Annotated in this window: 13 protein-coding genes and 1 pseudogene; 4 read left to right on the forward strand and 10 right to left on the reverse strand. The window is 75.2% G+C overall.

What is annotated here, in order from left to right; genetic code table 11:
- Positions 1-189: 189 nt before the first annotated feature.
- Positions 190-786 (reverse strand): hypothetical protein, encoded by a 597-nt coding sequence (locus tag ACFVYI_RS40895; protein ID WP_387894952.1) that lies wholly within the window; start codon positions 784-786, stop codon positions 190-192.
- 218 nt (positions 787-1,004) lie between these two features.
- Here ACFVYI_RS40895 and ACFVYI_RS40900 point away from each other — a divergent pair.
- Positions 1,005-1,682: pseudogene (locus ACFVYI_RS40900) on the forward strand (phosphatase PAP2 family protein); the annotation flags it as partial.
- Positions 1,683-1,775: 93 nt separating this feature from the next.
- Here ACFVYI_RS40900 and ACFVYI_RS40905 read toward each other — a convergent pair.
- The 5 genes from ACFVYI_RS40905 to ACFVYI_RS40925 all read right to left on the reverse strand — a co-directional run bounded on the left by ACFVYI_RS40905 (position 1,776) and on the right by ACFVYI_RS40925 (position 8,889).
- Entirely contained in the window at positions 1,776-2,474 is a 699-nt protein-coding gene (locus ACFVYI_RS40905; RefSeq protein WP_387894953.1) for a response regulator, read from the reverse strand.
- A 7-nt stretch (positions 2,475-2,481) separates the two neighbouring features.
- On the reverse strand, positions 2,482-3,900 hold the full coding sequence (locus ACFVYI_RS40910; protein ID WP_387894955.1) for a sensor histidine kinase: 1,419 nt from the start codon (positions 3,898-3,900) through the stop codon (positions 2,482-2,484).
- A 119-nt stretch (positions 3,901-4,019) separates the two neighbouring features.
- On the reverse strand, positions 4,020-5,765 hold the full coding sequence (locus ACFVYI_RS40915) for a protein kinase (protein ID WP_387894957.1): 1,746 nt from the start codon (positions 5,763-5,765) through the stop codon (positions 4,020-4,022).
- Positions 5,762-6,514, reverse strand: coding sequence for a hypothetical protein (locus ACFVYI_RS40920; RefSeq protein WP_387894958.1), 753 nt, complete (start codon positions 6,512-6,514; stop codon positions 5,762-5,764). The genes ACFVYI_RS40915 and ACFVYI_RS40920 overlap by 4 nt, the downstream gene beginning before the upstream one ends.
- Before the next feature lie 188 nt (positions 6,515-6,702).
- On the reverse strand, positions 6,703-8,889 hold the full coding sequence (locus tag ACFVYI_RS40925) for an N-6 DNA methylase (protein ID WP_387894959.1): 2,187 nt from the start codon (positions 8,887-8,889) through the stop codon (positions 6,703-6,705).
- A gap of 227 nt (positions 8,890-9,116) precedes the next feature.
- Here ACFVYI_RS40925 and ACFVYI_RS40930 point away from each other — a divergent pair, with 227 nt between their 5' ends.
- On the forward strand, positions 9,117-9,749 hold the full coding sequence (locus ACFVYI_RS40930) for a DUF4352 domain-containing protein (RefSeq protein WP_387894961.1): 633 nt from the start codon (positions 9,117-9,119) through the stop codon (positions 9,747-9,749).
- 99 nt (positions 9,750-9,848) lie between these two features.
- On the opposite strand, the gene mfd is transcribed toward ACFVYI_RS40930, so the two are convergent.
- On the reverse strand, positions 9,849-13,478 hold the full coding sequence (gene mfd, locus ACFVYI_RS40935; RefSeq protein ID WP_387894963.1) for a transcription-repair coupling factor: 3,630 nt from the start codon (positions 13,476-13,478) through the stop codon (positions 9,849-9,851).
- Between the two features lie 724 nt (positions 13,479-14,202).
- Here mfd and ACFVYI_RS40940 point away from each other — a divergent pair.
- Entirely contained in the window at positions 14,203-15,516 is a 1,314-nt protein-coding gene (locus tag ACFVYI_RS40940; protein WP_387894965.1) for a nucleotide sugar dehydrogenase, read from the forward strand.
- A 99-nt stretch (positions 15,517-15,615) separates the two neighbouring features.
- Here ACFVYI_RS40940 and ACFVYI_RS40945 read toward each other — a convergent pair whose 3' ends face one another.
- Complete coding sequence (locus ACFVYI_RS40945; RefSeq protein ID WP_387894967.1) at positions 15,616-16,017, reverse strand: beta/gamma crystallin domain-containing protein; 402 nt, start codon at positions 16,015-16,017, stop codon at positions 15,616-15,618.
- Positions 16,018-16,405: 388 nt separating this feature from the next.
- Between ACFVYI_RS40945 and ACFVYI_RS40950 the strand changes: the two genes are divergently transcribed.
- A complete protein-coding gene (locus ACFVYI_RS40950) occupies positions 16,406-17,071 on the forward strand; it encodes a hypothetical protein (protein WP_387894969.1) in 666 nt (221 codons plus the stop codon).
- Positions 17,072-17,148: 77 nt separating this feature from the next.
- Here ACFVYI_RS40950 and ACFVYI_RS40955 read toward each other — a convergent pair whose 3' ends face one another.
- Positions 17,149-18,507, reverse strand: a complete 1,359-nt coding sequence (locus ACFVYI_RS40955; RefSeq protein ID WP_387894971.1) for a hypothetical protein — start codon at positions 18,505-18,507, stop codon at positions 17,149-17,151.
- Positions 18,508-18,772: 265 nt separating this feature from the next.
- Positions 18,773-20,029: SUKH-4 family immunity protein (locus tag ACFVYI_RS40960; protein ID WP_387894973.1), on the reverse strand; the 1,257-nt coding region annotated here is incomplete at its 5' end.

The following is a 20,029-nucleotide window of genomic DNA, read 5'->3' on the forward strand; positions in this document are numbered from 1 at the left end:
GGCCCGCGGCGGAGCCGAGGGCCGGGCGAAAACGCGGGGGCGGACGGCGGCGGAGCCGAGGGCGGGCTGCAACGAGGCCAGGACGACGGGGCGCGCCCGGGGTGGGCGGGCCCGGGGCAGGAGCAGGAAGTCGGCCGGTCCGACTTCCTGCTCCCCGCAGCACCCGTGCTCGGGTGGCCGCACGCCCGGCTACGGGGCCAACCAGAGCGGGGCGTCGGGGAGGAGGGTGACCCGGGCGGCGTCCCAGGTGCCGTAGCGGGGGTTGACGCGCAGGTGGAGGGCGGTGGCGGCGTCGGCCAGGGCGAGGCGGACGGCGGTGTCGCCCGCCGTGGTGCCGGCGTCCTGCCCGGCTGCCTCCGCGAGGTGGCGGATGCCCAGCTGGCGGCGGAGGTGGTCGTCGATCCCGGCGGCGGGGACGCCCCGGGAAGCCAGTACCCGGGCGAGCGGACCGGCACCGCCGTACCGGCTCTCCTCCGCCGTCCGGGCCGCCGCCACCTCGGCGCCGCCCACGGTGAGCCCCCGGTCGGCCACCGCGCGGGCGATCACCGCGTCGAGCACCAGGTCCGTGACGGCTCGCCGCACCAGCCCGTCCGACTCCTGCCGGGCGTCCGCCGAGGCCCCGCCGGCCGTGTCACGCAGTTCCGCGACCCGGGCCTCGACCGCCGCCACCGGGATCCGCCGGCCGTCCAGCACCGCCGCCGTGCCCGGCGTCAGCCCGTCGCCGCCGCAGGCGGCCAGCGCCGAGGCGGCGAGCAGGACGCCGGCGACGGCGGTCCGACGGTGCATGGCTGGTCTCCGGGGTGGGGGTGGCACGCGTCCGGGGCCGCCTTCCCACGAGCGGCCGGGCGTTGTCCCGAGAGTAGGGCGGCCGGGCCCGCACCGCGCGGACCGTGACCCGAACGGGTCACCGGGCGTGCGGCGGCTGTCAACCCTGACGATCGTCCAGGTCTCCCCCTGCCTTTCGGCCCGGGTCGCGGGCCCCCGACCGCCCTACCGTCCTGACCATGACGAACACGGTCAGGACGAGGAAGAGAGCGGCCGGTACGAGAGCGGTCGGAGCGACCGGCACCCGGGCGGCCGTAGCGGCGGTGCTGCTGGGTGCGGGCACCGGCGTGGTCGGGTGGCTGGCGCCGGCCCGCGGCGGGGCGGACGGGCCGGCCCGGGTGACCACCGGCCCGTCCGCCACCGGCTATCGGCGGGTGGCCGAGGTCGTCGCCGATGCGCCGCACCGGCTCGGCTCGCTGCTGGAGCCCGCCACCGAGGCCGGGCTCCTGGTGCTGGGCCTGCTGCTGGCACTGTGCTGGTGGACGGCCCGCAGCCGGCGCGCCGTCGACCTGGTCGCGGGGGTCGCGCTCACCGGTCTCGGCACGGTCCTCGCGTACGGGGCGAGCGAGGTGCTGAAGGTCGTGATCGACGAGGAACGCCCCTGCCGCGCACTGTCCGGCGTCCTGTCCGCGCCGCCGGCCGTCGCGGAGTGCCCGCCGCCGGGCGACTGGTCGTTCCCCAGCAACCACGCGACCCTCGCCGTCGCCCTGGCCACCGGCCTGGTCCTGCTGCGCCCGCGCTGGGCCCTGCTGGTCGTCCCGGTCGGCGGCGCGACGGCCGCGCTGCGGGTGGCCGCCGGGGTGCACTATCCGCACGACGTGGTCGCCGGGGCGGCTCTCGGCGGGGCGATCACGGCTGCGGTGGTCGTCGCGCTGCTACCGCTCGCCACCACCGCCGTGGCGTCACTGGCCGGCATACGGGTGCTGGGCCCGCTGCTGGCGGCGCCGCCGTCAGGCGCGGGGACCACCCGCGCACGCTCCGCCGGTGGTCAGACCGGCCTCGTGCGCGAGGACGGCGGCGGCCGCCCGGTTGGCCACGCCGAGTCGCGCCAGGATGGAGCTCACGTGGGCCTTCACGGTGCCCTCCACCACCCCGATCCGGCGGGCGATCTGACCGTTGGACAGCCCGGCGGCGATCAGCGTCAACACGTCCCGTTCCCGGGCGGTCAGCCCGGCCACCTGTTCACGGGCGGCGGAGCGGCGGTCGGCCGGCCCGCCGGCTCCGGCGGCGGCGAGGTGGGCGACCACCCGCGCGGCCACCTTGGGTGAGAGGTAGGCCGCGCCGTCCGCCACCGCCCGTACTCCGGCGATCAGCTCCTCCGGCTCACCGGACTTGATCAGGAACCCGTTGGCGCCACCGGCGAGGGCCCGCAGGATGTAGTCGTCCTCACCGAAGGTGGTCAGCATGACGATGCCGGTGGTGGCGCCGGTGCGGCGGATCTCGGCGGCGGCGGTGATGCCGTCCGTGCCGGGCATCCGGATGTCCAGCACGACGACGACGGCCTCCCGGCCGTCCCCGGTCTCGGCCACGATCTCGATCCCCGGATCGGTGGTGAGCACCGCGCGGACACCTGCGCGGACCATCGGCTCGTCGTCGGCGATCACCACCCGGATCGGTGTGCCGGTCGAGGCCCGCTCTCCGCCGCTCATCCGGCGCTCACGCGACCAGGGTGTCCAGGGAGATCAGCACGCCACCCTGGAAGCAGAGCCGGTACGCGTCGCCGGAACGGTCGTTGCTGAACGGTTCGGCGGTGATCGCGTAGTACTCGCACGTCACTCCTTCTCCCCGGGGCGGCGGGTTCCCCACGGATGGATGGTACGGAAACTGATGGTCAGGCAGGAACCGCTGGACGGTGGCGCGGTCCTGGCCGACCCGCAGCGACGCGTAGTCCGCCGGGTCCAGCACCGCACGGCCTGCGCTGTAGATCGTCCATCCGCGCAGGACGCCGGTCAGCACCAGCACGGTGACCAGCGGCACCAGCACGGTCGCCGCCATCATCCGGCCCACCCGACGGCGGGCGCGGCTCAGCTCGTGGGCCGGTGACACCGGGGCGGGCCCGGGGGCCGCAGCGATGGCGGCACCGGAGCGCGGCAGGTGGGCGAGCACCTCGAAACCGGCGCCGTCCGCGCGCGGCCCGTGTCGGAGGGTCCCGCCGGCCAGTCTGACCCGCTCGGCCATGCCGATCAGCCCACGGCCGCCCCCGCCCGGTGCGGCCGTCGGGCCCACCGGGGACGGCCCGTTGACCACCCGGATCCGGGCACCGTCCGGGGTGTGGTCCACCCGCACCGTGACCGGCGCCAGCGGGGCGTGTTTGGCCGCGTTGGTCAGCGCCTCCTGCGTCACCCGGTAGGCGGCGTGCTCGGCCGCGCGCGGCAGGCCGTCCGCTGCGCCGGTCACGGTCAGCCGGACGTCCAACCCGGCCGCTGCCGCCTCCTCGACCAGCTGGGCGACTCCCGCGTCGGCGGGGCCCCGGGCCGCCTCGTCCGCCTCGTCCCGCAGGATTCCGATCACCTCCGCGAGACGCTCCACGGCCGCCCCCGCGCCCTTGCGGATCTCCTGGGCCGCCTCACGGTGCGTCGGCGCGAGGTCGGGCGCCAGCTTCAGTGCACCGGCCCGCAGGGCGATCAGGCTCAGGTCGTGCCCCAGGGCGTCGTGCATGTCCTGGGCGATCCGGGCCCGCTCGCGCAGCCGGGCCTGTTCGGCCACCAGCTGCTGCTCGCGCTCCAGCCGCTCCGCCCGATCCCAGCCGGCCCGGACCAGTTCCTGCGACTGCCGCCAGAACCGGCCCGCCATCCAGGGCGCCATGCCCGCGCAGACCACCAGCGACAGGAACGACGTCCCCCGGACCATCCACGCCGGCACCGTCAGCGCCGCCGCCACCCCGACCGCGACCATCGCCGCCAGGACGACCACGGCCCACCGCACACGGTCCATCCGCCACCCGGCGAGGAACGCCGCGCCGATCGCCGGCAGAGCCCACCAGATGCTCACCGTGCTCGCCCCGGTCGCCGTCACCGCACCCGCCAGCAGGCCGCCGTCGAGCCACCCGCTCCACCGCTCACCGTTCGTCCTCACGGCTACGACAGTAGGAGGCGGACAACGACGCCGGATCTGCCGAAAGTCATACGGGTGCCGCGGCCGTACCAGGTGAGCCGGGCTTCCCGTGACGGTCGGCGGCCCGGCGGCCCGGCGGCTCAGGGGGCTGAGGACCAGGGGGCCGCACGGGGATCGACGCGGGGGTCGGCCCGGGGGTCGGGGGGCGCGGGGTTGTTGGTGGTGCGGTGCGGCTGGAGGGTGTCCAGGGTCTGGCGCAGCCGGCGGACGGCCGGGTGGTGCGGGCCCTCGCGGCGTTCGCGGTCGAACAGGAGCTGGAGCAGCCACTGCCAGGCGCCCTCGGCATCACCGCCCGCCGCCAGCAGCAGGCCGATCCGCTCGCGCGCGTCGAACGCCCGCTCCGGGTCGAGGCCCGGAGCGTCGGCGAGCAGCGCCCGGTACTCGGCGAGCGCCTCGGTGCCCTGCCCCAGCCGCTCCAGGCACTCGGCGGCGCGGTAGCGGTGTTCGAGCGCCTGCGGGCCGTGCGGCCCACCGTCGGCGGTGGCGGCCAGCAGCCGGTACTCAGGCAGCGCCTGCCGGTAGCGGCGCTCCTGGTGCAGGGTGCGGGCGTAGATGGTCCGCACGGTGCGCACGAGCGGTGCGCCGTCGCCGAGTTCGGCCTGGGCCCGGGGCAGCAGCGTGCCGGCGAGGTCGAGCACCTCCGCGCGGCGGCCCGCGTCGAGCAGGTCGGAGAGCCGGGCGCAGGCCGCCGCCAGGTCCGCCCCGGACACCGCTGCCCCGGACGCCGTCGGCCCGGTCGTCGCCGCAGCGGGACCCGCGACAGGAGGGGGAGGCGAGGACGGGAGGACGGGCCCCGGCACCGCCGCCAGCAGGAACGGACGCGGTTCCGCGCGCGGCGCGGGCGGCGGCACCGGCGCCGCGGCCTCGTTCGGCCGGGGCTGCGGCTGGTGGGGGTGGCGGTACGGGCGGGCGGGATCGGGCAGCGGCCCGTACCGGGGCTGCGGCGCCCGGGTGGTGGCGGGCAGCAGCGGGAGCAGCCGCGCGTGCACCTCCTGGGCGTCGGCGGGGCGGCCGTCGGGTTGCTTGGCGAGCAGGTCGAGGACCAGTCGCTCCAGCGGTTCCGGGACGTCCGGACGGAGTTCGCGCAACGGCACCGGCGGTTCGTCGACGTGCCGGCGCAGCACGCCGAGCGCGGTGGGCGCGCGGAACGGCTCCTCGCCGGCGAGCATCTCGTGCAGCAGGCAGCCGACCGCGTAGAGGTCGCTGCGAGGGTCGACCGTCGCGGCGAGCGCCTGCTCGGGAGCCATGTAGGACGGGCTGCCGACGGGAACGCCGGTCAGGGTGAGGCGGGTGGCCTCGGTGTCGAGCGCGGTGGCGATGCCGAGGTCGAGCAGGATCGTCCGGCCGTCGTCCCGGACCATCACATTGCTGGGCTTCAGGTCGCGGTGGACCACCGGGACGGCGTGGACGACGGCCAGCGCCGCGCAGAGCTGGGCCGCGACGGCGGCCGCGCGCTCCGACGGGAACGGTGCGTCCTCGGCGATCAGGTCGGCCAGGCTGATGCCCGGTACGCGCTGCATGACCAGGTACAGCTCGCCGCCGTCCTCCCCCGCGTCGAAGACGGTGACCAGGCCGGGGTGGTCGAGGGCGGCGGTGATCCGGCACTCGCGCAGGAAGCGGCGGCGGAGCTCGTCCCCCTGCCGGCGGTGCTCCGTCCCGCCACCGGCGGACGGGTCACCCGGGAGCAGGCGGTCGGTGCGGAGCAGTTTGACGGCGACCGGGCGGTCCAGCCGCTCGTCGTAGCCGCCCCAGACCTGTCCCATCCCGCCGTGACCGATCTTCTCGGTCAGGCGGTAGCGGCCGCCGATCACCCTGGCGGTGGTCACGGCCGTCCGCCCTCGCGGGCCTGACGCCGCAGCAGTTCACCCAGCTCGCGCAGCTCCTCGCCGGTCGCGGGCGCGGTCGGGGCCGCAGCCACAGCCGCGTACGGGGCCGGGGCCGGGGCCGGGTAGCCGTAGCCGGGTGCGGGCGGCGGGGTGTTCGGGGCCGCCGAGCCGGGCGGGGCCGGGACGCCGAACGGTGCGGCGTACCCGGGCGCGGCGGTCGGAGCGTAGGGCGCACCGGGCGCGGGCTGTGCGTACGGCGCGGCGGGCTGCGGGTAGTGGGCCGCCGGGGCGGGCGCCTTCGGCCGGCCGGCCTCCCAGACGACGCGCAGGTCCATCGCCAGGAAGTGCAGCGGCGCACCGAGCCACATCAGCACCATGGCCACCATGCCGACGGTGTCCGCGGTGGGCGCCTCCCTGGTGCCGCCGGCCACGCCCGCGCAGACCAGGTAGGTGAGGAACAGCCCGGCGAAGACCACCGCGCCGAGGATGTCGTACGCCCGGCGGCGGCGGATCGCCAGCAGCAGTGAGGGGATCATGCCGAGCAGGCCGACCGTCACCAGCGGGGTGAGGGCGCACAGTACCCGGCCGAGCGGGCCGTAGGGCCCGGGGCGCCGCGCCGGTCCGGGCGGCGGTGGAACGGGGTACGGCGCCGCGCCCGTCGCTCCGGCGTGCGCCGGCCCGCCGTGGGGCCCGCCGGGGAACGCGCCGCCGGGCGGTGGTCCGAACTGCCCGGGGTACTGCCCTGACATGTGCGCTCCTGAGCGGGTGAGGACGGCGGTCGGCCGCAGGACGGACGAACCCCGAACACCGTACCTTCCGCGGCCGACACGCCGGGTGGCTTCCCGGCCTCCGGAATCCGGCCACGCCCGGCGGGCGGGACGCCCGGACGCGGGCCGGTGGTGGCGTCCGTGCAGCCGGACCGGACCCGACCCCGGGTTCAGGGGCGGCCGGGCGGGGCCAGGGTGCCGGTCGCGAGGCCGTCGGTGAGGGCCTGGGTGAGGGTGTGGGCGAGCCCGGCGGCCTGCTGGAGCGCGGCCTCGAAGCCGGCCAGGCGCGCGAAGGCGGCACCGAGCAGGCGCTGTTCGGCGATCGGAAGGCGAGGGAGCTCGACCCGGCGGATGTCGAGGCGGGCGGTGGTGGAGGCGTGGCTGGCGGCCCGCCGGGTGGCGGCCGTCGAGCGGAACTGACCGGCCAGGAAGTCGGGGTCGAGCACCGCGGGGTCGGGGCGCAGCAGGTGGAGCTGGCGGCCCAGCGCGGCACCGGCCGGCGGGCCGCCGTCCTGGACGACTCGCGCCACGCCCGTGCCCAGGGCCGGGACCAGGACGTCACCGGGGCGGGTCCGGATGCCGCCGGCCGGCCCGGAACCGTCCAGGACGGCGCTCGGCGGGTTGCCCGCGATCACGTCCTGGTCCGTCAGGACGGGTGTGCCGGAGGGGTCGGCGCCCACCGGGCGGGTCGGTGCGCCGGCGCCCGAGGAGTACACCTCCAGCGCTCCGGCGCGGACGAGTTCGCCCACCGTGACGACCGGCCCGGCCACCGCCGGGGGCTGCCCCGTCGGCAGCGCCGGGTCGGGCAGCAGCGAGCCGGGGTCGGCCAGCCCGGCCAGGAGTTCGGTCAGCCGGCCGCTGAGGTGGGCGAGTTCGGCGGCTCCGCCGACCGGGTCGGCGGGCGGGACGTGGCGGGTGGGCGAGAGGTCCGTCTCGTCGTCGAGCAGGTCGATCGCGGCCATCGTCCGGTGCACGCCCGGCCGGTCGGCCGGCAGCGGCAGGCCCTCCCGGGCGGCGAGGTCGAAGGCGCGCCAGGCGTCCAGGACGGTCCGTCGCAGTTCGGGCCAGCGGACCTTGTCGCGCCCGCCCTCGGCCTCGGCGGCGAGGAGCGTGGCGGGGTGACCGGCGGAGCGCCCGGCGAGGTGGCCGGCGGAGAGCGCGGCCGAGGCCGCGTCCAGCAGCAGCACCTGCCGGAAGTCGCCGCCCGGCCGGGGTGCGCGCAGCACCCAGAGGTGGAGCGGCACCCCGTACGGCGGTGCGGCTCCGGCCGGCAGGGCGACGACGGCGCGCAGCGCGCCGGAGCGCAGCAGTTCGGCGCGGACCCGGCGCCCGGCCCGTCGGGTGGCGACGGTGGGCGGCAGCAGCAGGGCGGCGAGGCCGCCGGGGCGGGTGTGGGCCAGGCAGTGCAGCACCCAGGCGAGTTCGGACTCGCCGCGCGGCGGCACGAGGCCGCCCGGCCAGCGCGAGTCGAACTGCAACTCGTCGTGACCCCAGTCCCGTTCGTTGTACGGCGGCTGGCAGAGCACGGCTTCGAAGGTGCCACCGGGGTAACCGTCGGCGCGCAGGGCGTCGCCGGCGCGCAGTTCGACGGGCAGCGGACCGGGGTCGGCGGCCGGGGTGTGCAGCGCGAGCCGGAGCCGGGCGAGGGCGCCGGTCACCTCGTCCGCGTCCTGCCCGTAGCGGCCGGTGGTGGACGGGAGGGCGAGCAGCAGCGCGCCCAGGCCGGTGGCCGGGTCCAGCACGGTGGCGGGGACGCCGGCGACGGCCGCGAGCAGCTCGGCGGCCTCGGGCGGGGTGGGGCTGAGCTGGCGGGTGTTGGCCTCGGCGTAGCGGGTCAGCAGTTGCTCGTACGCGCCCGGACCGCCGGCGGTGGCGGCGAGTTCGGCCAGCAGGCGGGCGAGGTCCAGCTGGGTGGAGCCGAGCAGGCCGGGCAGGTGCAGGGCGGCGGCGCCGTCACCGCCGAGGGCGCGGGAGGCGGTCTCGGCCAGCGCCCGGGGCAGGGCGGTGGCGAGCCGGGTGTCCGGTTCGGCGGCGAGCGCGGGCCAGCGGTCGGGCTCGCGGTGCAGCAGCAGCAGGACGGCGCCGGCCTGGACGAGTGGTGCGGCGGGGTGGCCGGCCGGGTCGCGCAGGGTCTCCACCAGGTGCCACACGCGTTCCAGCAGCGGCAGTTCGGCGATCTTGCCCTGCCCCCGCAGCCAGGCCGCCACCTCGTCGAGGGCGAAGGTCGGGCTGCTGTCGGTGCCGCCGACCGGGCGGGGGAAGTCGGCGTGGCGGCGGCGCCAGTTGCTGACGGCGGCCCGCCCGACCCCGGCCAGCCGAGCGATCTCGACGGCGGTCACCTCGGGACGGTCCGGCATGGAGGCTCCTTCGGCGCACGGGGGGCGGGTGCCGTCGCACCGGTGGGTGTGGCGGCACGGGCGGGGTGTGATCACACAGCATAGCCAGCGCCCTCCGATTGACCGTTCACACGTGAACAGAGAGGTTTCACGAATTGATGTTGACATCGTTCACAGCGAATGGTGTGATCTCTCTGCCGGCACCACGGAGGCGCCGGCGCCACACCACCGAGAACCGGAGAAGCCCCATGGCCGTCGCCACTCGCACCACCCGCCGCAACGCCGCCCTGCTGCTGGGCGCCGCGCTCGTCGCCCTCACCGCGACGGCCTGCAACTCCACCGGCGGGTCCACCGTCTCCACCGAGCCGAAGCAGACCTCGGCCGCCACGAGCGCCGCCGACGCCACGGGTTCCGCCGGCACCGCCAAGCCCGCCGAGTCCAAGCCCGCCGACGCACCCAAGGCCGTGGCCAAGCCGGGCGACACCATCGCGCTCAAGGGCAACGACCCCGCCGACACCGCCGACGTCACCCTGGTGAAGGTGGTGGACAACGCCGAGGGCGAGGACGAGTTCACCCACCCGGCCGACGGCAAGCGCTTCGTCTCGGTCCAGTTCCGGATCAAGGCGAGCGGCAAGAAGGCCTACAGCGACGTCCCCGGCAACAGCGCCAAGCTGCTGGACGCCCAGGGCCAGGCCTTCGGCTCGACGGTCGCCGACACCAAGGCGGGTCCGAGCTTCCAGGTCCCCGCCAACATCGCCCCCGGGGAGAGCGCCCTCGGCTTCGTCACCTTCGAGGTGCCGAAGGACATCAAGGTCGACAAGGCCCAGTTCGGCCTCGACAGCGGCTTCGCCCCGCAGAGCGGCCAGTGGAAGCTGGGCTGACCCGGGGCCGCACACGCCGAACGCGCGACGGCGGCCTCAGGCACCATGGCCCGAGACCGCCGCAAGGCCCGCCGAACCGGCGGGCGACCTCCCCACTCGCTACTTCTTCGCCCCCGCCAGGTCGTCGAACATGGCGGACAGGAACTCACGGCACCAGCCGAGGAGTTCCCGCCCGACCAGCGGCTTGCCGCCGATCCGCCCGGTGGCCGGCCGGGGCACCAGCAGCTGCTGGGCGGCCGCCTTCACCTGGCTGCGCGGGTAGAGCCGGTTCAGCCGCAGCTGCTGCGACTCGCGCAGCTCCACCGGCCCGAACCGGACGTTGGCACCCTGCAGCGTGATGTCCGCGATGCCGCAGCGGCGGGCGTACAGCCGCAGCGCGGCCACCAGCAGCAGGTTCTCCACCGGCTCGGGCAACTTGCCGTACCGGTCGACCAGTTCGTCCCGGACCTGCTTGATGTCGTCCTCCGAGTTGACCGCCGCGATCGAGCGGTAGGCCTGGAGCCGCAGCCGCTCGCCCGGGGCGTAGTCGTGCGGCACGTGGGCGTCCACGGGCAGCTCGATCTTGACCTCCAGCGGCTCCTCCTCCGGCTCGCCGCCACCGGTCAGCGACTCCCGGAACTCGGCCACGGCCTCGCCGACCATCCGCATGTAGAGGTCGAAGCCGACGCCCGCGATGTGCCCGGACTGCTCGCCGCCGAGCAGGTTGCCGGCGCCGCGGATCTCCAGGTCCTTCATCGCCACGTACATGCCGGCGCCCATCTCGGTGTGCTGGGCGATGGTGGCCAGCCGCTCGTGCGCCGTCTCGGTCAGCGGCTTCTCCGGCGGGTACAGCATGTACGCGTAGCCGCGCTCGCGCCCACGGCCGACCCGGCCGCGCAGCTGGTGCAGCTGGGAGAGACCGAAGGTGTCACCGCGCTCGACGATCAGGGTGTTCGCGTTGGAGATGTCGATGCCCGACTCGACGATGGTGGTCGACACCAGGACGTCGAACTCCTTCTCCCAGAAGTCGACGACCACCTTCTCCAGCGCGGTCTCCCCCATCTGCCCGTGCGCGGTGGCGATCCGCGCCTCGGGGACGAGGTCCTTCAGCCGGGCCGCCGCCCGGTCGATCGACTCCACCCGGTTGTGGATGTAGAACACCTGGCCCTCGCGCAGGAGTTCACGCCGGATGGCGGCCGAGATCTGCTTCTCGTCGTACGGGCCGACGAAGGTCAGCACCGGGTGCCGCTCCTCCGGCGGGGTGGTGATGGTGGACATCTCCCGGATTCCGGTGACCGCCATCTCCAGGGTCCGCGGGATCGGCGTGGCGGACATCGTCAGCACGTCCACGTTGGCGCGTAGCTTCTTCAGCTGCTCCTTGTGCTCGACGCCGAAGCGCTGCTCCTCGTCCACGATGACCAGGCCGAGGTCCTTGAACCGGGTCTCCGAGGAGAACAGCCGGTGGGTACCGATGACGACGTCCACCGAGCCCTCGAAGAGCCCCTCCAGCACGGCCTTCGCCTCGCTGTCGGTCTGGAAGCGGGAGAGCGCCTTCACCGTCACCGGGAAGTTGGCGTACCGCTCGGCGAAGGTGGAGAAGTGCTGCTGCACCAGCAGCGTGGTCGGCACCAGCACCGCCACCTGCTTGCCGTCCTGCACCGCCTTGAAGGCCGCCCGGACCGCGATCTCGGTCTTGCCGTAGCCGACGTCGCCGCAGATCAGGCGGTCCATGGGGACGGACTTCTCCATGTCCGACTTGACCTCGGCGATGGTGGTGAGCTGGTCGGGCGTCTCCGCGTAGGGGAAGGCGTCCTCCAGCTCGCGCTGCCACGGGGTGTCCGGGCCGAAGGTGTGGCCGGGCGCGGCCATCCGGGCCGAGTACAGCTTGATCAGGTCGGCGGCGATCTCCTTGACCGCCTTCTTGGCCCGCTGCTTGGTCTTCGCCCAGTCGGCGCCACCGAGGCGGTGCAGCGTCGGGGCCTCGCCGCCGACGTACTTGGTGACCTGGTCCAGCTGGTCGGTCGGCACGAACAGCCGGTCGCCGGGGTGGCCGCGCTTGGCCGGCGCGTACTCCAGCACCAGGTACTCGCGGGTGGCGCCCTGCACCGTGCGCTGCACCATCTCGACGTAGCGGCCGACGCCGTGCGCCTCGTGGACGACGTAGTCGCCGGCCGCCAGCGCCAGCGGGTCGATCGCGTTGCGGCGCCGGGACGGCATCCGGCGCATGTCCTTGGTGGAGGACTTCTGCCCGGAGAGGTCGGTCTCGGTGATGACGGTGAGCTTGAGCGCCTCGTCGACGAAGCCGTGCTCGATCGAGCCGCAGGAGACGTAGACGACGTCCCTGGTCGGCGCCTCGGCGAGGTCGGCGACCAGCCGGGCCGGGATGCCCTCGTTGCCGAGCACCTCGGCGAGCCGGGAGGCCGGCCCGTGGCCCTCCGTCACCATGACGACCCGCCAGTCGGCGGCCAGCCGCTCCTTGGCGTCGGCGATCGCCCGGGCGGTGTCCCCCCGGTAGGCCTCGACCGCGTGCATGCCCAGGGTCAAGGTGTTGACGTCGAACTCCAGCACCTCGCTGATGCTGGACTCGCTGGTCGCGAACGGGCTGACCGACCACCAGGGCAGGCCGATCTCGGCGGCGTGCTCGCGCACCTCCGCGAGCGAGCGCAGCGAGGCGGCCGAGACGTCGATCGCCTCCAGGTCGATCGGCCGGTCCCCGCCGGCGGCGGCCGCCACCCAGGAGGCGTGCAGGAACTCCTGACTGGTCGCCACCAGGTCGGTCGCCCGGGTGCGGACCCGCTCCGGATCGCACACCACGGCGACCGAACCGAGCGGCAGCACGTCCAGCAGCAGCTCCATGTCGTCCACCAGGACGGGCGCCAGCGACTCCATGCCCTCGACCGCGATGCCCTCGGCGATCCTGTCCAGGATCTCCGCCAGCCCGGGCTGCTCGGCGGAGAGCTCGGCGGCCCGCGCCCGCACCTCGTCGGTCAGCAGCAGCTCACGGCAGGGCGGCGCCCAGAGGCCGTGCTCGGCGATCTCCAGCGAGCGCTGGTCGGCGACCTTGAAGTACCGGATCTCCTCGACGTCGTCGCCCCAGAACTCCACCCGCAGCGGGTGCTCCTCGGTCGGCGGGAAGACGTCCAGGATGCCGCCGCGCACGGCGAACTCGCCGCGCTTCTCGACCAGTTCGACCCGGGCGTAGGCGGCCGCCGACAACTGCCGGGCCACCGCCTCCAGGTCGTGCGACTCGCCGCGCCGGACCGCCACCGGCTCCAGCTCGGCCAGCCCCTTGACCTGCGGCTGGAGCACCGAACGGACCGGGGCCACGATCACCTGCACCGGGCCGGCCGCCGGGTCGTCCGCCCGCGGGTGCACGATCCGGCGCAGCACCGCCAGCCGGCGGCCGACGGTGTCCGAGCGCGGCGAGAGCCGCTCGTGCGGCAGCGTCTCCCAGGCCGGGTACTCGGCCACCGCGTCGGGCGGCAGCAGCGAACGGAGCGAGGCGGCGAGGTCCTCGGCTTCGCGGCCGGTCGCCGTGACGGCCAGCACCGGGCGGCCGCGCTCCCCGGCCGCCTGCCCGGCCAGCGCGCGGGCCAGCGCCGCGATGGCGAACGGCCTGGCAGCGGGCGGGCCGACCAGGTCCAGGTGGTGGCGGCCGCCGGCCGCGGTACCGATCGCGGTCGCGGCCTCGATCGCCTCGGCGAGCGCCGCGTCCCGCGCGACGACATCGAGCAGTCCGGTCAGGCTCATCAGGAGTCTCTTCTTCGTGCCGTGGCTGGTGCTGCCCCCGGGCGGCACCAGCCTGCCGGGGCAACGCGAACGGCCCGGCACGCCGAGCGGCCGGGGGTCTCCAGCCTACGCCGCGGCGCCGACCCGCACGCGGCGCGCGGGCCCGGCGGGGCCGCAGGACGGGCGGGCGGGCAGGGGGCGCGACCGGGGCGTCGCCCGGACGGGGACGAAGCACCGGCCGCACGCTGCGGCTCCGCCTCCGCGATCTGCCACGAACTGGACATACTCCTGTCACTGCCCGTCCATGGAGATCGCGCACCATGGTGAATGTGCCCGCCGCACCCAACCGTGGGGGATGGCTGTGGCGGCACAGTCGCACACCCGATGGGGGTCGGGAGTGCGAGGCCGGGCGACCCTGGGTGGGGGCGCCCGCCCAAGCGCCGGGAACCGTGGCGCCCTTTCCTGGAGGGCGCCACGGGTCTCGGCCTCTTTCGTTCCGGGATCCGTCGTCCACAGCCACTCGCGTCGCGCGCGCCCCGTCCCCGCCCCACGCTCCTTCCCCGCGCCCCGCTCCCCGTACTCGGCGCGTCGGCCCCCGCCGGGCCGCCGGCCCCGCACGCCACGGATCCGTCCACTTCGCCGAAAGGCCACGCGGCCCGGCGGCGCTCCCTACCCTGTTGTGAAGGCCGTGTGGGGATGCCCCGGAGGGGACCAGGGGGCGTCGCGATGGAGGGGGTTCTTCGTCATGCGCGTTGTCATCGCAGGTCAGGGCTATGTGGGGCTGCCACTGGCGGTCCGGGCGGCCGAGGTGGGCTACCGGGTGGTCGGCTACGACGTGGACGAGCGCCGGATCAAACGACTGGCCGTCGGCGAGTCCTACGTCGAGGACATCCCGGCCGCGCGACTGCGGCCGCTGCTGGAGAGCGGCACGTACCTGCCGTCGGCCGACCCGGCCGACGTGGCCGGCTTCGACATCGCGGTGATCACCGTACCGACGCCGCTGCGCGACGGGGTGCCCGACCTCTCCTTCATCGAGGCCTCGGCCCGGCTGCTCGCCCAGCACCTGCGCCCGGGGGCGACGGTGGTGCTGGAGTCCACCACCTACCCGGGCACCACCGAGGAACTGCTCGCACCGCTGTTGGAGGAGGGGTCGGGGCTGACCGCCGGCCGGGACTTCCACCTCGGCTACAGCCCCGAGCGGATCGACCCGGGCAACCCGACCTGGCGGCTGGAGAACACCCCGAAGGTGGTCTCCGGCGTCGATCCGGCGGCGCTGGCGGCGGTCGAGGGCTTCTACGGGCGGCTGGTCGAGCGGACGGTACCGGTCTCCTCCTGCAAGGAGGCCGAGCTGACCAAGCTGCTGGAGAACACCTTCCGGCATGTGAACATCGCGCTGGTCAACGAGCTGGCGATGTTCGCGCACGACCTCGGCATCGACGTCTGGGAGGCGATCGACGCCGCCTCCACCAAGCCGTTCGGCTATCTGCGCTTCACCCCGGGGCCCGGGGTCGGCGGGCACTGCCTGCCGATCGACCCCTCCTACCTGTCCTGGCGGGTGGAGCGGGCGCTCGGCCAGTCGTTCCGCTTCGTCGAGCTGGCCAACGACGTGAACAGCCACATGCCCGACTACGTGGTGCGCCGGCTCGCCGAGGCGCTGAACGAGCGGCAGCGCTCCGTCAAGGGCTCCCGGGTCCTGCTGCTCGGGCTCGCCTACAAGAAGAACACCGGCGACGCCCGGGAGACCCCGGCCGCCCGGGTCGCCGAGCTGCTGACCCGGATGGGCGCCGAGGTCCGGGCCGCCGACCCGCACGTGGTCGTCGGGGTGCACGTCCCGGAGCCGGTGATCCCCGGGCAGCGGGCCGCCGAGCTGGACCCGCACGGCGACCCGTTCGCCGCCGTCCGCCGGGTCGAGGCGACGCCGGAGGAGCTGGCCGCGGCCGACGCGGTGGTGCTGCTCGCCGACCACGACGAGTTCGACTACGAGGCCGTCGCCACGCACTCCCGGTACGTGCTGGACTGCCGGCGCCGGCTCGCGGGCGCGGCGGTCGAGGTGCTGTAGGAGCGGTCGACAGGCGCAGACGCGGTGCCGGGCGTCCGCACCCGCCCGGCACCGCGCACATGAATCGGGCCCGCTCCGGCCACCAGCTGCTACCAGCGGCTACCAGCGGGAGAGATTGATGTCGTACATCGTCACCTGGTAGCCCTGGTTGCCGTTGAAGTCGTACTGCTCCCAGTTGAAGACCGTCCAGGAGCCGAGGCCACCCCCCAGATAGGTGATGACCCGGTTGTTGCCCGCGTCGATCCGGTCGACGTTGTAGATCCGGACGGACATCCAGCCGTCATTCGCGAAGCAGAGCCGGCTGCTGTAGCCGTAGTTGTACACCTTCGCGAAATCGGTGCGGTTTCCGCAGTCGACCCGGCTCACCGCGTTCGCGCCGGTCGTCGGCACTAGTGCGGCCGCAGCCGCGGCGAGAAGGGCGACGACCCCGATCCGGCGGGCCAGGACATTTCCGGTGCGACGATCCCTGCGGGGATTTGCGGGATTTGTGCGGCGAATCATGAAACCCCTCCATCGACGGCAGTTGCGACTCCAGAGATTTACATGGGGGCCTGCCGCCGAACAGCTGATTTCCGGCCAAGCCGAAACCCCGGGACCGCCCGCCGGACCGGGGTGAAGCGGAATGCGCTAGGGTCCGAACACGCTTGCCGCGCCTCAGGATCGGAGCAGACGATTGGCACGTCCACCACATTTCGGACGATTCACCGCCATCACTCTGGCGACCGCACTGTCGGCCTTTTCCGCAGGCTGCGCCGGCTCTTCCGGGGGCAGTTCGGCGGAATACCTGCCGACACCCCCGGCGATCGGCACACCGAAACCCCCGGAATCCGGACGCGCCGGAATGACCGGACTGCCGCTTTCCGCTTATCAGGCCAATGACCAGGTGGCCGTGAAAGAGATTCAGGCCAGGAATATGCTGGTCGTCTCCTGCATGCAGCGGGCCGGGTTCACCGGGTTCGGCGGCGACGGCCTGCAGACCGCGCAGGCCCCGGACAACGCGACGGCCCTGCCGGCCGGCGCCTGGGGGTATCTCGGGGCCGAGGTCGCCGCCGTCCAGGGGTTCCACCCGCCGAAACGGGCGCTGCCCCGGCCGACCGCACCGGCGGCCGGCTCCGGCGAGGCCTACGACACCGCCCGGGTCGACTGCGACCGGCAGGCGGCGGAGCGGATCGGCTCACCGCCGGGGTCGGGCGCCGAGCTGGTCGGCCGGCTCTTCGACGAATCGATCGGGGCGACCGGCCGCGACGCCCGGGTGACGGCGGCGACCAGGGACTGGTCCGCCTGCATGGCCGCGGCCGGCTTCCGGGCCGACGACCCGGCGGCCCTGCCGGAGCGGTACCGGGCCGTCGCGGAGATCACCCCGGGCGAGCTGGCGACGGCCCGCGCCGACGCCGACTGCACGCTCCGGAGCAACCTGGCGGGGATCTGGTTCGCCGTCCTGGCCGGCTACCAGCGTCAGCAGATCGACCGGAACGCACAGGCCCTGACCGCCCAGCAGGAAGCGGTCAGGGCCCAGGACGCGAAGCTCACCCGACTGGTGGCCGGCGGCGCGTGAGGTGCCTTCCCTCGTGGGGCGCCCCGGCCCGTGCGGCCCCCGGGGGGGCGGCCGCACGAGCCGGGGGCCCCGGCGGCTCAGCGCCGCCGGTTGAGACCCACCGTGTTCGGGGTGGCGTAGTCGCTGCCGTCGTCGACGATCACGATCTTCGGAATGATCCGGGTCTCGTCGTCCCCCGCCCGGCCCAGCACGGCGCCGGTCGCGGTCGACCCGCTCGGCGGCGTGGCGGGCCGGGGCGGCACCGGTCCGGGGCTGACCGGTCCGGTGGTGACCGCTTCGACGGCAGCCGGCGCGGCGGCCGGGGCGGCCGCCACCGAGTCGGCCGGCGCGGCGTCCGTGGGAGTGGCGTCGAAGGGGCCCGCGTCGGAGCCCACCGGGCCGGAGGTGACCGGCAGCACCGCCGTGGCCGTTTCGGCACCGGCCGGCTGTCCGCCGCCCACCGCGACGGCCTTGCGCAGGCTCGCCACCGCGATCTCGCCGGTGTCCGCCTCGGAGTCCACCGCCGACGCCCCGTCGTCCGTGCCCTCGGCCGCCTCGGCGACCGCGACCGGCTCGATCGCGCCCACCGCCGCGCCGGTGAGCGAGGCGAGGGTGCCCTTGATGTGGTCCAGGTGCTGCTGCACCGTCTCCTGCCTGACGGCGAACTCGCGCTGCTCGCGCTCGCTCGCCGCGTTGATCGCCTCGGCCTCGCGCCGGGCCTGCTCGATCAGCTGGTCCGCCCGGGCCTGCGCCTCGGCGTCCGACTGCTTGATCTGTCCGAGCACGGTCTCCCGGTACTGCTCGGCCTCCTTGACCCGGCGCTCCGCGGTCGCCGAGATCTCGGCGTCCTCGGCGTCGGCCTTGGCCGCGACCGCCGCCAGGGTCTCGTCGGCCTCCCGGCGCAGCTCGGCGAGCTTCGCCTCGGCCAGCTCGGAGGCCTCGGCCGCGGCGACCCGCACCTTGGCGGCGTGGGCCGTGGCGGCGTCCCGCAGGGCGCGGGTCTCGCGGTCCGTGTCGGCCCGGATCGCCTCGGCCTCGGCGCGGGTCCGCTCGTCGGTGCGCCGGGCGGCCTGGTCGGCCTCGGAGCGGGTGGTGGCGCCGTACTCCTTGGCGGCCTGGCCACGTGCCTGGCCGGCCTCGTAGACCTCGTCGCGGAGGTCCTCGGCGAACCGCTCGGCGGCCTCCCGGACCGCCTTGGCCTCGTTGACGGCCATCGTGGCCAGTCCGGCCGCCTGCTCGCTGAGCACCTGGTAATCCGGGTCCGGGGCATCGGCGGCGGCCTGCTGGATGTCGGCCAGGCGCCGCTCCATCTCCCGGATTCCGGCGCCCAGCACGCTCAGCCGCTCCCACGCCTCGTCGCGTTGGGCGGTGAGCGCGGTCAGGGCTCGGTCGACCTGCTCGGGCGCGTAACCACGCCGGGCAGCGGTGAAGCCGTGCTGGGGGACGGCATCGCTCATGGGCTCTTCCCCTCGTGTCGCGGGCTGCGGAGCCCATGATCGGACGGAACGGACGGATCCGGAACCGGATCCGGAAGCCGGTCCGGATTCGGACGTCGTACGGATCGGAACGCGGCGAGGAGTGGACGAATAGACCCATCCTCTTGACCTATTTTGCGCAGATCAGGGCGAAACCCCAACGAGGCAGAGCCGCGACGGCACGCCGAAGGGGTCGTTCCGGACACCGGAACGACCCCTTCCACCTGCACGGATCCGAGCCGGCCCGCTACAACAGGCCGTCCCAGAACTGCTCCAGGAGGACGGCCCACCAGGTGTCCGCCGACTGCAGAGCCGCCGGGTCGATCGCGGCGAGCTGAGCCTGGAAGTCGGTCGTCCAGCGACCGGCCTGGTCCGGGGTCAGCCCGTACCGCAGCCGCCACATCCGGCCCAGCAGGGCCAGGGCGCGGACGAACTCCGGTACACCACTGTTGACGAACCGCGGCGGCTCCCCGGTTCCGTCCATGTCCACCGCGACCACGTGCGCCGTGCCGTACTGCACGCAGAGCTGGCGGCCGTAGTCGTTGCCGAGAACCAGGTAGCCGCCGAAGTCCGGGCCGCCGGCCAACCCGCGCTCGGCGGCCAGCTCGGCGAGCGTCGGGATCGGGCGGCCCTCCTGCGCCTGGGCCCAGAAGAAGGGCCCGAACTCGCGCGGCAGGCCCGCCCACATCAGGGTCTGCGCCACCGGCTCGGGGACGCCCTGGCGGGAGACGGCCCGCTGCTCGAAGACGAACACGTTCGGGCCGAAGGCCTGGCCCAGCTCCTGCCCGAGCTGCTGCGGGGCGATCGGCGGCAGCGGCGGAACGGTGCCCGGGGCGGGCAGCGGCACCCGGAACGGGCGCACCCGCTGGGCACCCGAGGCCAGCTGGTGCAGCTCGTCCAGGTGGTCGAGCAGCTGGGCCATGCCGGCCTGCCGGGAATGGTGGTCCCGGCCGTAGTCGGCGGTGTGGGTGAGCCGGACGTTCGGCCAGGAGGCGGCGATCATCCGGTTGCAGTAGCCGCCCGGCAGGTCGCAGGACTCCAGCTCGGTGTAGAGCTCCAGCACCTGCTCCGGCGGGACGTTCAGCCGGCGCAGGTCCTGCAGGATCTTCCACTCCGGGTGCGGGGTGCCCGGCTCGCTGCGGTGCAGCAGCTTCTGCTCGGAGCCGTCCGGGCCGCGGTAGCTGAGCGCGGCGAAGTAGCCGGGACCGACGGCGGGCACGCCGGGCGGCACCGGGGCGCCCTGCGGCGGACCGGGGACCGGCGCCGGCGGGACGGCCGCTGCGGGGGCCGGAGCCGGGGCGACGGGTGAGGCCGCGCCGGGGTAGCCGTAGCCGGCCGCGGGCGCGCCGGGGCCGGGCGGGGGCGGCACGGCCGGGCCGCCGGACGGCGGGGTGCCGGGATCGGCCGGGACAGCGCCGAGCAGCGCGGGGTCGATCGCGCCCGCCAGCTGGGTGCGCTCGTACGCGACCCCGGCGCCGGGCGCGGCCGCGACGGACGGCGCGGG

The sequence above is a fragment of the Kitasatospora sp. NPDC058218 genome, assembly GCF_042882445.1.
GTDB lineage: Bacteria > Actinomycetota > Actinomycetes > Streptomycetales > Streptomycetaceae > Kitasatospora.